Here is a 14,782-nt window from a genome sequence, read left to right as displayed (position 1 = left end):
TAGCAGACGCGCTCATTCGTCCTTGCGTCGCGACGGCGGCAAGAAGTCGCGCAGCGTCGCATCGCGCGACGGAGCGGTGGGTGTGACGGCCGAGCCCGACGATCTCCGGCGCGCCGGTGTCCGGCCGCGCGAGCGGCGTTCGGGTGCCGCCGCGGGGCTCGACGTCGATGGGGACGACTCGCCGGCCTGCGCATTCGGGGCATCGCCATGCGTCGAGGGCTCGACCTTGCTCGGCGGATCCGCACCGACCTCCGCGACGGCGGGGGCCCGTGCGGACTCGCGCTCGCCGGTGCCGAGCTCGGGCGCGACCACGGGCGCAGGCTCGTCGTCGCCGAGCCACTCGCGCGTCACCAAGCCAACCACGAGGCCAGTCACCAGCGCCACGCCGACCCACGCGGCCGGCGAGCGTCGACGCGTGCGTCCGACCGGCGTCGGCTCCATCGATGCCACCGCCTCGGTCGTCGACACCACCGCCTCGGTCGGCAGCGGCACGACGTCGGTGCGGGGATACGGCTCGTCGCCGAAGCAGGCGCGCATGTGTTCGGCCAGCTCGAGCTTGGAGAGCGAATGTCCCGCCGTCGCTGCGAAGCTCTCGAGCGCGAGCTGCAGCTCCCGCGCGTCCGCCCAGCGGGCGTCGGGATCGGCCGCGAGGCTCCGCGCGAGGATGGCCTCGAGCGCCGGTGGAAAGCCCTCGACGACCGCCGACGGGCGCTCGAAGCGGGCCGCGACCACGCGGTTGATGAGCGCAAACTCGCCCTCGGCGTAGAAGCACCGCACGCCGGTCATGAGCTCGTACGCGAGGGCACCGAGCGCGAACACGTCGGAGCGGCGATCGATGCGTTGCCCGCGGAGCTGCTCGGGCGCCATGTACGAGAGCTTGCCGAGGATCGTGCCCGTGCGGGTCGCACTGCCCTCGGCGGTGGCCTTGGCGATGCCGAAGTCGACCAACTTCACGTCGCCGTCGAAGCTCACCAGCACGTTCGACGGCGACACGTCGCGATGGACCAGCCCGAGCGGACGGCCGTCGGGGCCGCGCCGCTCGTGGGCGTGGTGCAGCGCGGCCGCGACGTCGCGCACGATCAGCACGGCGCACGCGAGCGGCAGCGGGCAACGTTCGAACTGCTGCAGCAGCTGCATCACGCTGCGGCCGTGGACGTACTCCATGGCCATGAAGTGCTCGCCACCCTCGACACCGAAGTCGATCACGTGCGCGATGCTCGAATGGTCGAGCCCAGCCGCGAGGCGGGCCTCGTTGAGGAAGCGCGCGACGAACTGCTGGTCCTCGGCCAGGTGCGGCCGCACCCGCTTGAGCGCGACCACCTTCTGGTAGCCGGCGGCACCCACGTGGCGCGCGAGATACAGCTCGGCCATGCCGCCGGTCGCGAGCCGACGCAAGATTTGATAGCGACCCAGGCGCGTGCCGGGTCCGAGTGGCCCGTGGGTGATCGCAGGATCCACCGACGGTGTCACGGCTGCCTCAAGCCCGGCTCGAGACCGAGACGCGCGGATCGTCGGTGGCAACCAGCGAGACCATCAGCATGCGCAGCTGCTCGTCGGTGGGGCCCGCGGTGGGTGTGACGTCGAGCTCGCCCAGTCGGGCCCGCATCGAGTCGCGGGCGCGGGCGAGGCGGGTGCGGATCGTGCTGGTCGGCACGCGCTCGCTGGCCGCGAGCTCACCGATGCCCACACCGTCCCAGTAGTGCAGGACGAGCAGCGTCTGCACGCGGCGCGGCAGCGTCGCGAGTGCGCGCAGCGCCAGCACCTGCTCGCGACTACGCGCCAGCAGCGTGGTGAGCTGGGCGCTGCCAGCTTGCGGCGTGGCATCGAAGCGCCGCAGCGCCTTGGTGCGCGACATCTGTCGCTGGTGCTGGGCGAGCTGCCGCCGCGCGACGCCGAACAGGTAGGCGCGGAACGCCTCGACGTCGCGGAGCGCGGCGGCGCCCTCGATGCACGCCATGAACGTCCGCTGCGTGAGATCCTCGGCGGCCCAGCTGGCGTTGAGCTCGAAGAAGCGCAGCACGCTGCGGTAGTGCTTCGCGATCAGTGCCTCGCCGCTGCTGCGGTCACCTGCACGCCAGCGCTCGAGCAGATCTGAGTCCCGCGGCCCCATCGGATCCCAGTGGACGATGGTACACGAGCGCTGCGATGCGGGCGAGCAGCCCCGCGGAGGCGACCGCGCCGTCGGCCCGCGCGAGGCAGCGCGAGCACGGCGAGCCGCGGACGACTGCGACGCTGGCAACGCGGCGCGGCCGCGTGCAAGCTCGCCCGCAGGAGCGAAGCAGTGCGATGCCCCAGATGACACGCGACGTGATCGTGATCGGTGACGGCCCCGGCGGCCTCAGTGCGGCGTTGTTCCTGGCCAAGGCCGGCAAGCAGGTGGTGGTCTTCGGCCAGGACAAGACCGCGATGCACTGGGCGCTGCTGCGCAACTACCTCGGCTTCGAGGAGATCCACGGCTCCGAGCTCCAGAAGATCGGTCGCGCCCAGGTCACGGCGCAAGGCGGCGCGATCGAGGACGTGCGCGTCGAGACCGTCGCGAAGGACGGCGACGGCTTCGCGGTGACCCTCGAGGGTGGTGCGCAAGTCCGCGCGAAGTACCTGGTGCTGTCGGAGGGCAAGAGCCCGAAGCTGGCGAGCATGCTCGGGCTCGCGTTCGACGAGCAACGCGGCGTGCAGACCGATCGCAACGGCGCCAGCTCGGTGCCGGGCGTATACGTCGTGGGTCGACTCGCACGACCGGGCCGCAGCCAGGCGATCATCAGCGCGGGCGATGGCGCCGCCGCGGCGATCGACATCCTCTCGCGCGAGAAGGGCGAAGACGTGGTCGACTGGGACTCGCCGCCCGAGTCGTGATGCTTGGTCGGCCGGGGCGCGGACGAGGCCATGCTATCCTCGCGAAGGATGAGCAGGGCCGCGCGCGCAGAGCAACGACGCCGCAGTTGGACCGGCGGCACCGTGCCTGCCGGCGGCAACGCTGCATTCGAGCTCGACTTCTGGCGCTCCACCTCGCCCACCGAGCGCCTCGCGGCCGTCTGGGAGATGTGCGCGCAAGCGTGGCGACTGGAGCACCCCGATGGCCCTCCCCTCCGACTTGATCGATGGAACGATGGTCGAGGTCGTCGGGCGCGAAGAGCTCATCCGACTGAAGCGCGCCTCGGGTCGCCCGCAGGATTGCGTCGATGCCGACCTGCTCGCGTCGATGGCTGACGGCGGGGCGCCCTGGGAGGCATGACCGGCGTGCGCGCCACGTATCCGCCAGCTCTCGGCCGTGCACCGTGGGCGGGCCCGCTCGCACTGCTGCTGGCCTGCGGCACGCCCTCGGAGGTCGGCACACCCGGTGCGCGCGCGAAGGCCGAGTCCGACGCGAGCGCGCCGCAGGCCGACACCACGCCGCCGGGCCACGCGGCTTCGGATGTGGAGATCGACCCGGCCGCGACGCCGATGCACCTCGTGACCGATCCACGCCTGCTGGCGCGCTGGGACGCCGACGCGAGCGCACCGCTGTCGCTGCACACGATCATCGGTCGCATCGATGGCAAGCCGCTGCCCGCCCCACCCGCTGGCGACCCGACCACGGGCGCATCGCTCGACGCAGCGCACGCGGATGGTGAACCGTCGCACTGGCGATCGATCGCGGACACGCTGGCCGCCGACCTCGCGCGCGTGGTCGAGGAGCTGGCGATCGATTGGGAGGACGACATCACGCGCACCTACGATCGCACCGCCGCGAAGACCGAGCAGGGCGGTGACCTCGATCATCGCGGCAACGGCAATGTCGCGCGGGTGCTGCGGGCCGCGTGGCTGCGCTCGCCCGACGCCCGCTTCCCCCTCGCCGCGGTGGTCTATCGCCCCGACCGCCGCGACTTCATCGGTGGCTGTGGCGAACTGCGGCTGATCTATCGCCTCTCCTACGAGCACCCGCAAGACGGCAAGCTCGCGGCCTCACGGCTTCCGCTGACGATCAACGTGGTCTTCGCGGTGCCCGACGACGGCGAGGGCTGTCGCGTGGTCGCGCAGCGCTGGCGCGCGGAACCACTGCACGACGGCAACGTCGCGCAGATCGCCGACGCGTGGCTGGCGGGCCCATTGGCGCCGGGCGCCGCCCGCTTCCGCCAGCTGGAGATCAACGCGCAGCTGGTCCGCTTCCCCTCCGACCTCGAGCGCGTCGATGGTCGCGGGTTCGCGGGCCAGGCGATGTATGCGATGCGGGTGTTCGCGCTGGACGGTGGGCGCCTGCGGCCGGCCCCGCTCGAGAACACGCCGGACGTGCTGGCGATCCGTCGTGACCCCGACAAGCGCGCCGCACTGACGACGTACCTGCGCGAGCACCTGCGCGAGATCGACGAGGGCACGTTCGTGCTGCCGCGGGAGCTGCTGGCCGACGTCGCGCTGTCGTGGTCGACCCACGGCAGCGTTCGGCTCGCCAATCGCCCGTTCTCGGCGATCCTCGCCGAGCCCGAGGCCCGCGAGATCCTCGCGGCTGCGCCCCTGCCCGCGCCGCGCTTCGTCGGCGACGCGCGGGGCCTGCTCGAGCGGCTCGATGCGTCGTCGTGCATGGGCTGCCATCAGCACGGCTCGACCGCGGGCTTCCACATGCTCGGCGTCGACCGTCCCTTCGGTCGCGATGCCGACGCCGTGATGGCCGCGACCGATGGCAACCGCGTGCAGCTGCCGTTCTCACCCCACGTCGCCGCCGAGCTGCCGCGACGCACCGCGTACCTCGCCGCGCTCGCGGCCGGTACCGCGCCCGAACGCCTGCGACCGCACCCGGGCGCGCCCCCGCGCGATACCGACGACGCGCCCGTCGCAGGCAAGGGCGGGCCGTGCCCACTGCCGGGCGATGCGCTCGCGCCTGCGAGTCGCTGGCGCTGTGCCGACGGCCTCGCCTGCGAAGCACTCGCGAACCACGCGACGCGCCCCGCGGTGCTCGGCATGTGCGTGCCGAGCGTCGAAGCGCTGCAGGCCGGCGATCCCTGCCTGGCCGCGACGATCGAAGACGGCCCCGCGCTCGACGACGCGCGGGCGTGGCTTTCGTTCAACGTCCGCAGCTTCACCGATCGCATCGCGCAACAACGCCCGCGTCATCAGCTCCGAGATGGCGGCATGGGCACCGCCGCGCTGCGATGCCGGCCCATGAAGATTGGCGTGCCGCTGGGTCGCGTCAGTCGCAACTGTCGCGATGACGAGCGCACCCTGACCGCCGTGGTCGACGATCCGCACGCCAGCGAGCTGTGTGCCATCGTCGGCGGCCGCGGCTTCGAGGCCATGGCCACCGGCGTCTTCGATCAGGCCACCTTCGCCCGCAGCGTCGTGCGCGGCCGCCTCGACCGCTGCGACGCGCAGCGTCCCTGCCGCGAGGACTACATTTGCCAGGCGTTGCCCGACTTCCTCGCCCACGGCGACGTCGCCCCCGAGGCACTCGCGACGCTCCACGCCCGCGGCTTGGGCTTCTGCACGCCGACCTACTTCGTCTACCAGCTGCGGCTCGACGGCCACCCGAACCCGACCGTGCCGTGACGCTGCCCCCAGGTCAGGGCCAGCCGGGGATGGTCCGCGTGTCGTACTGATGACTGCGAAACGCCGACGATGCGAGGATCTGTCGGTGCATCGCCGCGGTCGTCGGCACGCCTTCGCAGCGCAGCTCGCCGAGCGCGGCGATCATGCGATCCGCTGCGGCGTCGCGGGTCTGCGCGGTCGCGATCACCTTGCACAGCAGGCTGTCGTAGTGCGGTGGCACCACGTAGCCGGGTTGCACGTGGGTATCGACGCGGATGCCAGGGCCGCTGGGCACCTCCCACGCGGTGATGAGGCCCGGCGCGGGGCGGAAGCCGGCGCTCGGATCCTCCGCGTTGATGCGGCACTCGATCGCGTGGCCACACAGTTCGATCTGCTCCTGACGAAACGAGAGCCGATGGCCCGCGGCCACACGGATCTGCTCGTGCACGAGGTCGACGCCGGCACGCTGCTCGCTGACACAGTGCTCGACCTGCAGGCGACAGTTCATCTCCATGAAGCGCAGCACACCCACGCCAGTCGTGGGGTCGCGATCGAGCAGGAACTCCATGGTACCGGCGCCGACGTAGCCGATGCTGCGGGCGGCCTCGACCGCGGCAGCCAGGGTCGCGCTGCGCACCAGCTCGTCGAGCACCGGTGACGGCGACTCCTCGATGAGCTTCTGGTGATTGCGTTGCACGGTGCAGTCGCGCTCGCCCAGATGGCACGCGTGCCCCCAGCGATCCGCGATGATCTGGATCTCGACGTGGCGACCGCCCTCGATCAGCCGCTCCATGTACACGCGGTCGTCACCAAACGCGGCGCGGGCCTCGGCCTGCGCGTCGGCGTACGCGCTCGCGACCTCGTCGCCGCTGCGGGCGATCCGCATGCCCCGGCCACCGCCGCCGCTGTTGGCCTTCAGCAGCACCGGGTAGCCGATCCGGTCGGCGGTCGCGCGGGCGTCGTCGGCATCCCGCAGCACGCCGTCGCTGCCGGGGATCACCTCGAGCCCCGCGGCCTTCATCGTGCGCTTGGCGGGGATCTTCTTGCCCATCAGGTGCATGACATGGGCCGGCGGCCCGATGAAGGTCACGCCGTGGTGCTCGCACAGCGACACCAACAGCGGGTTCTCCGAGAGGAAGCCCCAGCCCGGATGCAACGCGGTGCAGCCGCTCTGCCGCGCGGCCTGCACCACGCGCTCGGCGTCGAGGTAGCTCTGGGTCGCGCGCGCCGGGCCCAGGCACACCGACTCGCGGCCGACCACCCACGGCGCCTCGCGATCGGCCTCCGACACGGCGAACACCGGCGTGATGCCGAGCTCGTCGCAGGCCCGCGCGACGCGTACCGCCACCTCACCGCGATTGGCGATGAACAACCGACGAAACAGGGGTACGCGCGCGTTCGGCTCGGCCATCGACGGGCACGACGCTAGCAGCCCCACGGGTGTCCCCGCAACGCGGCTGCGCGCGCGCGTCCACCTGCACGGCTCCGGGTTCCCACGCGCACGGTGACCGCCGTCGTGTGACCGATCACTGCTGCCAGCGCAGAGGCTCACCCGCGTTCGTGGTCTACTGCGAACACCTGCGATGCTTCGCCGCCGACGTCCACTGCTCTTGCTGGCCGCCGTGCACGTCGTGCTCGCGTGCGACGCGGCGCCCGCCGACGACGGGGCCGCGAGCAGCGATGACGGTGCGCCCGCGGAGCCACGCCAGCTGGTCGATCTCTACGAATTCGTCGCCGCACCCGACGAACGCGATCTGTTCCGCGCCGACAAGCCTGACGCGATCGAGTGCCCCCCGATCGACGGCTTCGGGCCGATCGACTTCGGCGGATACCCCTCGTTCGAGGTCCACACCGACTTCTGCGACTACATCACCGTCGAGCAACCGCTGCTCGACGACGTCCACGCCGGCGAGCACGTGAACGTGCGGATGTGGCACTTCGACCTCCGCGCGGTCGAGCCCGCGATCGGCTACGCCGCGGTGTCCATCGAGGGCCAGGTGCGCTGGGAGTACGAGGTCGAAATCCCCTCCGACGGCGCGCTGGCGTCGTACGGCTGGGTCACCGATCACGACATCCCGGCGGGCACGTTCGTGCAGTATCACGTGCACAACCACGGCGTGAACAGCTGGAACCTCATCGAGATCACAGCTGGTCCGCCGCCGTGAGGGTCGCTCAGCCGTAGACGAGCTCGAACACCACCGTGAAGGTGGTGTCCTGCTCGGCGACGATCTCGAACTTCTGGTTCGGCAGCGTCACCGGATCACCCGGGTCGGGGTTGTGGTCGGTGGTCTCGAAGTTGCCGTCGAGGTCGAACATGCCGAGGAACGTGTAGTCGCCGGCGGGGATCGCCTCGCTCGACCAGCTCACCGTCGAGACCTCGTCGGTGCTGAGATCGACGCCGTCGAGGTCGATCGACGCCACCGAAACGGCGTCGTCGGTGGGGCCCGTGATGGTCACGTCCGAGGTCAGGAAGAGGTCGCCGTAGACGTGGCCGACCAACGGGTCGACCAGCGTCGGGCCCATGCGCACGCCGTTCGACACGCCGAAGGTCAGCGTGACGGTGCCGGTCGCCGCCGCGCCACCGCTCGACGAGCCGTCGGCGGCACCCGACGAGCCGTCGGCCGCGCCGGTCTGCGCACCTTCGTCATCCGAGTCCGAGCCGTCGGCCGCACAGCCGACCGCGAACGCAACGAGAACGATGAACTTTCGCATGTCGGGGATCATTCGCCGATGCGGCACTCGATGGGGTTCTGGATGCCGGCCAGGATGCCGAAGGTCGAGCACATCTCGTGGGGGAACGTGAGGTCCTCGGCCTCGGTGTTCTGCCACGTGCACCTGGTGCGGATGATGGTGCCCTTGGGCAGCGGCTTCGGGTTCTCGAGGAACAGCGTGACCGGCGGGACGTCGCGGAAGTCCGCGTGCCAGGGATCGACCAAGTAGAGCGACTCGAGCGCGTCGACCGAGGGGCCCATCTCGATCTCGAAGGTCGTGCCCCACTCGTGCATGTGGCCGCCGACCATCAGCAGCTCGACGTCCTCGGTCAGCTCGCAGTCGAACTCGGCCTCGGCGGTCTTGCCGGCCGGGACCATGAGATCGATGGTGTTGGTGGCGATCGGCGCGGCCCAGGTCTTCACGTCGGCCGGCGCGAGGGTCTCGAGCTGGACGAAGTCCCGCACGAGGATCGGCTTGTCGGTGGTGTTGACGTAGTGCGACTGGATCACCATGTGGCGGCCCGCGGGCAGCTTGGTGCCGTAGCCGTCGGGCAGCTCCTGCGGGATCATCAGCAGGTCGTACTTCGACATGTCGGCGCCGTCGCTGCAGTCCTCGATCGTGCCGGCGGGCTGCGGCTTCTTGGCACCCAGCAGGATCACGTGGTGGCCGCCCTTGCCCTGCAGGCTGATCGCGTTCTTGTAGGCGATGTCGTCGCCCTCGTAGTCCACCGAGATGCAGACCATCTTGTCCTCGCCCGGCTGCACGACGAACTCGGCGCCGCCGAAGTTGAGCACGCCCGGGCCGTCGGTGGGGACTTCGACGCGCTCGTCGACCGCGTCCCCGGCACCACCGCTGCTGCTGCCGTCTCCATCGGCTGCACTGTCGTTGGCATCGCCGTCGCTGTTGCCACACGCCAGCACGATCCACGTCGAGAGCACTGCAAGTCGCTTCATCGCTTCATCCCCCTGGTTCCCGCACCGCACTCGTTATCAGAGCAGCTGTGTCGACGCAATCACACGCGCGCAGCGTTGACACGCGCGCAGCGTTGACACGCGCGCAGCGTTGACACGTTCGAGCCCGGCAACGTACGGTCGGCGCGCGGAGGCCGAGCCCGATGTCGTTGTTCGCCGAGGTCATGGAACGCGGAGTTGCTGCACGCCTGCTGGGGTTCCTCACGAACGATGTGATGGAACTGATGCGGTCAGGATCACGGACGCGGGTCATCGGCACCAAGCCGGCGCGAACCGACCGAGCGGTCGACAGCCTCCGCCGCGTCGCCGCGAGCGTGATGCTGCTGATGGTGCCGTCGGCGTGCGATGGTGGCGACGATGGGGAGCCCGCGCCCCCGAGCTTCACCGAAGTGCATGAACGAGTGTTCCAGGTCAGCTGCGTGTTCTCGACCTGCCACAAGGGTGGACCCTCGCCTGCCGGCATGATGTCGCTCGAGCGCGACGAGGCCCACGCGGCGCTGATCGATGTGCCCTCGAGCGTCGTCGCCGGCAAGATCCGAGTCGTGCCCGCCGACCCGGACGCGTCCTACGTGCTCGAGAAGCTCACCGCCCCGATGCCCGCGGACGGCGACACCATGCCGCCCAATGCGCCGCTCGAGGCTGAACGCATCGACCTCGTGCGGCAGTGGATCGAGGCCGGCGCGGCCGATGATTGACCCCCGAACGGCACACGAGCTCGCATGTTGCTTCGTCGTTGCGTGATGTGGATGACGGCGCTGGCGATCACGGCCTGCGTGGCGCCGGTGCCCCACGTGGCCGCGACGATGGACGACGGCGGCTCGACCGGCTGCGGCACGCGACAGTGCACCGATCTGCTGCGGGTCTCGCTGATCGCGAGCGCCGGCGTGTTCGATGGCGGCAGCTATGCGCTGGCGTGGAGCGTCGACGGCGTCGACGATGGCTGCGGCTTCGTGCTCTCGGGCGACGCCGCGAGCTGTGGCGGCGATCCGCCGTGCGTGCTCGACGGTGACTGCCCGGCGGAGTTCGGCTTCACCGTGCCGCCGCACTCCGTGCTGGTCGACATCGAGCCCGCGCCCACGCAGTTCTCGATGACGGTGCTGCGCGACGGCGAGGTCATCGCAGAGTCCTCGTTCGCGCCGCAGTACGACACCTACTTCCCCAACGGGGCCGACTGCGAGCCGTCGTGCCGCCTCGGCGCGGCGTCGATCGACGTGCCATGACGTCGGGTACGCCGCGCTTGCGCAGGACTGTGATCGCGATCGTGTGGACGATCGCGCTGTGCCTGCTGCTGTGGGCACCGCCACCGCCGCAGCCACGCTTCGAGCTGCCCCACCTCGACAAGTTGATTCACCTGTCGCTCTTCGTCGGCTTCGCCATCGCATGGGCGCGCGCCGGCCTGCGACCGCCGCGGGTGCTGCTCGCGGCGTCGATCACCGCGGTCGGCACCGAGATCGGTCAGGCGTGGCTGCCGTGGCCGCGCTCGGCCGACGGCTGGGACGCGCTCGCCGATCTCGTGGGCGCGGTGCTCGGGCTGTCGCTCGTCGCGTGGCGTCGACAGGCACGACGCTCGCGCGGGTGACGTCCGGCTCGGGTCGCGAGGCCTCCGCGTGACCCGACTCGACGGCTTCGTCGAGTCGCGGTGCCACGGTGGGCGGAACGGGAGGGATTCGAACCCTCGGTAGAGTTTCCCCTACGCAGATTTAGCAAACCTGTGCCTTCAGCCACTCGGCCACCGTTCCAAGAAGGCGTCTTCAGTTGTTCGGACGTCTCGTGCGGGGCGGCGCGAGGCGACGCTCCGGACGCGGGAAGCTAGCGGACAACCGCCGGCGAATCAAGGGGCCAGGCGCCGCGCGAGTGCCGGGCCGCGAACGGCGCGGGGGCGGCGGTGCGCGGCGCAAGACAAACCGGCCGGTTTCTCGGCATGCTCGGACCGAGAGATGGCCTCGAACCCCGGTCATGGCCACGCGCCCGAGCGGTGGCGTGCGGCGCTGACCGAGCTCGCGCTCGCGGTCCTCGGGATGTTCTGCGGCATGACGGCGCTGTTCCTACTGCGCGCGTTGGGGCTGTGGCCCAGCGGCGAGGGTGGGCCGCGGGGGCTGTCGCTGGTGGGCGGCCCGCTCATCACCGGCATCGGGGCGCTGTGCTACCTGGCCTTCACGCGCCGCGCACTGCTCGAGCCGGGCGACGAGCTGCCGCCGCTGCAGCCACGAGATCCGCTGCGCGGCGTGGCGACAGCCGGGCTCGGCATCGCGGCCGCGATCGTCGGCAGCATCGTGATCGGAGCGCTCACGGAGCTGGTCGGCGCGCCGGTGGCCGAGCAGGACAGCATCGTCGAGATCGTGCAGGACTGGCGCAGCGGTGACGATCGAACCACCGTCGTCGTGCTCGGTTGTTCGGCGGTGCTGCTGGCACCGCTGGCGGAGGAGTCGCTGTTCCGCGGGTTGTTGTTCGCGCGCCTGCGTCGCGGCTGCGGCCGCACGGCGGCCTACCTGCTGAGCGCGATCGCGTTCGCGACCATCCACGGCAACCCGGCCGGCTTCGTGGTCTACGTGTGGCTGGGGCTGGTGTTCGCGTGGACGCTCGAGCGCAGCGGTCGGCTGTGGCCGGCGATGCTCGTGCACATGGGCAACAACGCGTTCGCCTTCGCCGCACTGCTGCTGACGCCCTGACGGCGCGAGCTCAGCAGGTCGGGCACCCGTGCACACGCACGCCTGCAGGCGCCCGATGCAACCCTCCCCGCGCGGCTGCTATGCTCGTGCACGTGACTCGCCGCGGCGTGCCCGAGCCGTCGTCCCGCGCGTGGCCTGCGGTGCCCGTCGAGGTCGTGATCGTGATGGGCGCGGTCGTCTTCGTGGTGCTGGTGTCGTTGCCGGGTGTGTTGGGCCTGCAGGTCGGCGCGGCGTTGGTCGCGTTCTCCCTGACGATCGGCGTGTTCGCCGGCATCGGGTACCACGTGGTGCTGGGCCGCGCGCTGCCGCACAGACCCGCACGCTGGTGGTGGAACCCCACCGCCCACCACGGCGCGTTGGCCCCCGAGGGTCGCCGCCGCGTGATGCCGTGGTTCGTGGTCGGTGCAGCCGGCTTCGGCGGCTCGATGCTGGGCTGCGCGACGTTCCTGTCGGCGGCACTGCGGCTGTGAAATCGGCCCGCGCGGACGCGGCGTGACGGATGGACCCCGGCCGGATGCGCGCCCGCGCCCGCGGCTTCTGGGGTAGCGTGAGCACCATCGTGCGCGTGCTCGTGGTCGGCGCTGGGGCGGTGGGTCAGGTGTTCGCGCATCACCTCGCGCAGGCCGGCGCGTCGGTGACGTTGCTGGTGAAGCCGAAGTATCGAGCCGAGCTCGCCAGTGGCCTGACGATGGCGCGGCTACGGGTTGGTCACGCGCCGCAGCGCGAGCGCTTCGAGGGCTACGATCTCGTGACTGCCCCGCACGAGGCCGACGGCCAGCGCTGGGATCAGGTCTACTTCACGGTGTCGTCGGCGGCGCTGCGCGACGGCGACGAGATCGCACCGTGGGTGTCGACGATCGCCCGTGTCAGTCGCGACGCGACGATCGTGTTCCTGCAGCCGAACCTCGACGATCGTGCACTGGTGTCGGCGGTCATCGACGAGGCCCGGATGGTCGACGGCATGATCGGCTTCCTCAGCTATCAGGCACCGCTACCCGGCGAGACGCGCTTCGCCGAGCGCTGCATGGCGTACTGGTTCCCGCCGCTGTCGCCGTGCGCATTCTCGGGCCCCGAGGCCCGCGTGAACGCGGTGGTGGAGCTGCTGCAGCGCGGCGGACTGCCAGCGGTGCGGCGCCACGACATCACCCGCACGGCACCCTTCCCCAACGCGATCCTCTACGCGTACCTCGCCGCGCTCGAGTCGCAGCAGTGGTCGTTGCGGGCGCTGCGATCGGGCCACCACCTCGAGCACGCCGCGACCGCAGCGCGCGAGGCGATGGCGATCGCAGCCCATCGCATCGGCGCCGACACGGTGCCCTGGAACGCGCGACTGGCCAACTCACCTGCGCTCGTGCGCATGGCCCTGCGCTTTGCCCCGGCGATCGTACCGCTGCCGCTCGAGCCGTACCTGCGCGTGCACTTCACCAAGGTGGGCGAGCAGATGCGGCTCGGCCTGCGTGCGTACGTCGAGCTCGGCGACGCCGAGGGCCTGCCGACCACTGCGCTGCGCGAGCTCGGCGAGCGGGTGCACGCGCTGCCACCGGCCTCGTGACTGCCCCCTTGGCGCCCGCGGCGAGCCCCGCCACGAGTGCCCGCCGCACGAAACCAGCCCCATCGACAAGACCCGCAACCGCGCCCGCCACGGCCCGCCGTGGCGGCCCCCACCCGCGAGGACCCCGCACGAAGCCGCCCCCTTGCGGCGTCCGGCCGCCTCTGTTAGCTTCCCGGCCCGCTTCGTCATCGCACGATGTCGACGCGCCCACGCATCCGTAGCTCAGCTGGATAGAGCGTCGGTCTACGGAACCGAAAGTCGGAGGTTCGAATCCTTCCGGATGCGCTGCAGGAGACCGCCCACGGGCGGTCTTTTGCTTGGTTCGACGCGTGGCGCCGCGGCGCCGCGGTGATCAATCCCGCCCGTCGACCGTCTTCGGGGGCATGAAGATCGTCTGGCTGACGGTGCTCGTGCTCGGATGCGCACCGGCGGGCGAGCCCGCGTCCGTGACGCTCGAGCCCGTCGCCGCGGCGACGCCGGCACCCGCCGACGCGCCGGCACCCGCCGACGCGCCGGCACCCGCCGACGGGGCCGCACCCACGCCGAAGCAGAGCGCCATCGATGTCTCCGCGCTCGCACTGCCGCCCTCGATCGACGCTGACGAGCTCGCGAAGGACATCGCGCTGTTCGAGCGCGTCGTCGCGACGTTGCCGATGACCTCGATCGAGACCGCGCGCGCGACCTTCTCGCAGGGCGGTGGGACCTGCTCGACATTCGAGCTGGGTTTCGCGCTGCGGCGCGAGCACTGCATGGGCCGCGGCCACTACAGCTTCTGCAGCTTCGACGCGTTGGCCCACGGCGACGAGGCCTTCGATGTGCGCGCGACCTGTCGCACGAGCGACAGCTGGCCGGAGCTCGCGCCGGTGATGGCGACCATCGACGCCGCGACGCTCTCGGGTCGGGGCTTCGTGCGGGTCGACGCCGTCGCGAGTCTCACCCAACACGACACCGCGCGTGCGAGCGTGGCCACCGCTGCGCTCGCCGCGGCGCTCGGGCCCCGCTCGAGCGCCGACGTGCCGGCCGAGCTGCGAGTGTCCTACGACCAGCTCACCGATCCGCGTGCAGACGTCGTGCTCGGTCGAGCCTGTGGCGCCGCTGGCTCACCACCCGCCGGGCGCCGCGCGGCGCAGGAACTCGTGGTGGCCGGCCGTGCCGATCTGCTGCGCGACGCGCTGCGCGGGATGAACCCCGAGGGGCGGATCTACGGGGCCCTGGGCCTCGAGGCGCTGGGCGCCAACACGGCCGAGGACGACGCAGCGTTCGCCCGCCTGCGCACCCTCGAGCTGCCGCTGACGGTGTGCCGCGGCTGCAAGAACGCAGACGAACCGACGCGCACGATCGATCTCGCGCCGTTCACCCTGCTGCCGCGGTAGCTCGCGGGG

Annotated in this window: 16 protein-coding genes and 2 tRNA genes; 12 read left to right on the top strand and 6 right to left on the bottom strand. The window is 71.3% G+C overall.

All coding sequences use genetic code 11. From position 1 onward, the window contains the following. Positions 1–12: 12 nt before the first annotated feature. A complete protein-coding gene (locus tag IPH07_38910; protein MBK6923423.1) occupies positions 13–1,470 on the bottom strand; it encodes a serine/threonine protein kinase in 1,458 nt (485 codons plus the stop codon). Positions 1,471–1,477: 7 nt separating this feature from the next. Beyond that, positions 1,478–2,110 (bottom strand): sigma-70 family RNA polymerase sigma factor, encoded by a 633-nt coding sequence (locus tag IPH07_38905; protein ID MBK6923422.1) that lies wholly within the window; start codon positions 2,108–2,110, stop codon positions 1,478–1,480. A gap of 185 nt (positions 2,111–2,295) precedes the next feature. Here IPH07_38905 and IPH07_38900 point away from each other — a divergent pair, with 185 nt between their 5' ends. The 3 genes from IPH07_38900 to IPH07_38890 all read left to right on the top strand — a co-directional run bounded on the left by IPH07_38900 (position 2,296) and on the right by IPH07_38890 (position 5,517). Beyond that, positions 2,296–2,853, top strand: a complete 558-nt coding sequence (locus IPH07_38900) for an NAD(P)/FAD-dependent oxidoreductase (protein ID MBK6923421.1) — start codon at positions 2,296–2,298, stop codon at positions 2,851–2,853. A gap of 220 nt (positions 2,854–3,073) precedes the next feature. Further along, positions 3,074–3,232 carry a hypothetical protein gene (locus tag IPH07_38895; GenBank protein ID MBK6923420.1) on the top strand — a complete coding sequence of 53 codons (159 nt, stop codon included), beginning with the start codon at positions 3,074–3,076 and terminating at the stop codon, positions 3,230–3,232. A 5-nt stretch (positions 3,233–3,237) separates the two neighbouring features. Further along, positions 3,238–5,517, top strand: a complete 2,280-nt coding sequence (locus IPH07_38890) for a hypothetical protein (protein MBK6923419.1) — start codon at positions 3,238–3,240, stop codon at positions 5,515–5,517. Between the two features lie 13 nt (positions 5,518–5,530). Here the strand turns inward: IPH07_38890 and IPH07_38885 are convergent, their stop codons facing one another. Continuing rightward, positions 5,531–6,907, bottom strand: a complete 1,377-nt coding sequence (locus IPH07_38885; GenBank protein ID MBK6923418.1) for an ATP-grasp domain-containing protein — start codon at positions 6,905–6,907, stop codon at positions 5,531–5,533. A gap of 172 nt (positions 6,908–7,079) precedes the next feature. Here IPH07_38885 and IPH07_38880 point away from each other — a divergent pair, with 172 nt between their 5' ends. Next, complete coding sequence (locus IPH07_38880) at positions 7,080–7,661, top strand: hypothetical protein (protein MBK6923417.1); 582 nt, start codon at positions 7,080–7,082, stop codon at positions 7,659–7,661. A 7-nt stretch (positions 7,662–7,668) separates the two neighbouring features. Here the strand turns inward: IPH07_38880 and IPH07_38875 are convergent, their stop codons facing one another. Together IPH07_38875 and IPH07_38870 are read right to left on the bottom strand one after the other, a co-directional pair. Beyond that, on the bottom strand, positions 7,669–8,208 hold the full coding sequence (locus IPH07_38875; protein MBK6923416.1) for a hypothetical protein: 540 nt from the start codon (positions 8,206–8,208) through the stop codon (positions 7,669–7,671). 8 nt (positions 8,209–8,216) lie between these two features. Then, on the bottom strand, positions 8,217–9,161 hold the full coding sequence (locus IPH07_38870) for a hypothetical protein (protein MBK6923415.1): 945 nt from the start codon (positions 9,159–9,161) through the stop codon (positions 8,217–8,219). Between the two features lie 161 nt (positions 9,162–9,322). On the opposite strand from IPH07_38870, the gene IPH07_38865 reads away from it, so the two are divergent. Genes IPH07_38865 through IPH07_38855 form a run of 3 tightly spaced genes read left to right on the top strand, consistent with a single transcriptional unit; the run spans position 9,323 to position 10,758 of the window. Then, complete coding sequence (locus tag IPH07_38865; GenBank protein ID MBK6923414.1) at positions 9,323–9,874, top strand: hypothetical protein; 552 nt, start codon at positions 9,323–9,325, stop codon at positions 9,872–9,874. A gap of 24 nt (positions 9,875–9,898) precedes the next feature. Next, the gene (locus IPH07_38860; GenBank protein MBK6923413.1) at positions 9,899–10,399 is read left to right on the top strand and encodes a hypothetical protein; all 501 of its coding nucleotides are present in this window, start codon (positions 9,899–9,901) and stop codon (positions 10,397–10,399) included. Then, positions 10,396–10,758 carry a hypothetical protein gene (locus tag IPH07_38855; GenBank protein MBK6923412.1) on the top strand — a complete coding sequence of 121 codons (363 nt, stop codon included), beginning with the start codon at positions 10,396–10,398 and terminating at the stop codon, positions 10,756–10,758. Before IPH07_38860 ends, IPH07_38855 begins: the two co-directional genes overlap by 4 nt. Positions 10,759–10,831: 73 nt before the next feature. On the opposite strand, the gene IPH07_38850 is transcribed toward IPH07_38855, so the two are convergent. After that, a tRNA-Ser gene (locus IPH07_38850) sits at positions 10,832–10,918 on the bottom strand. 198 nt (positions 10,919–11,116) lie between these two features. Between IPH07_38850 and IPH07_38845 the strand changes: the two genes are divergently transcribed. The 5 genes from IPH07_38845 to IPH07_38825 all read left to right on the top strand — a co-directional run bounded on the left by IPH07_38845 (position 11,117) and on the right by IPH07_38825 (position 14,773). Then, positions 11,117–11,848: a CPBP family intramembrane metalloprotease gene (locus IPH07_38845; GenBank protein MBK6923411.1), complete on the top strand. Its 732-nt coding sequence runs from the start codon at positions 11,117–11,119 to the stop codon at positions 11,846–11,848. A gap of 92 nt (positions 11,849–11,940) precedes the next feature. Then, positions 11,941–12,318, top strand: coding sequence for a hypothetical protein (locus tag IPH07_38840; protein ID MBK6923410.1), 378 nt, complete (start codon positions 11,941–11,943; stop codon positions 12,316–12,318). A gap of 77 nt (positions 12,319–12,395) precedes the next feature. Beyond that, positions 12,396–13,400, top strand: a complete 1,005-nt coding sequence (locus IPH07_38835) for a ketopantoate reductase (GenBank protein MBK6923409.1) — start codon at positions 12,396–12,398, stop codon at positions 13,398–13,400. Between the two features lie 211 nt (positions 13,401–13,611). Further along, positions 13,612–13,685 (top strand) — tRNA-Arg (locus IPH07_38830). A 98-nt stretch (positions 13,686–13,783) separates the two neighbouring features. After that, on the top strand, positions 13,784–14,773 hold the full coding sequence (locus IPH07_38825) for a hypothetical protein (protein MBK6923408.1): 990 nt from the start codon (positions 13,784–13,786) through the stop codon (positions 14,771–14,773). Positions 14,774–14,782 lie beyond the last annotated feature (9 nt).

Source organism: Deltaproteobacteria bacterium, assembly GCA_016709225.1.
Classification (GTDB): domain Bacteria; phylum Myxococcota_A; class Polyangia; order Nannocystales; family Nannocystaceae; genus Xiheibacterium; species Xiheibacterium phototrophicum.
This window is presented reverse-complemented; position numbering and strand designations above follow the sequence as displayed.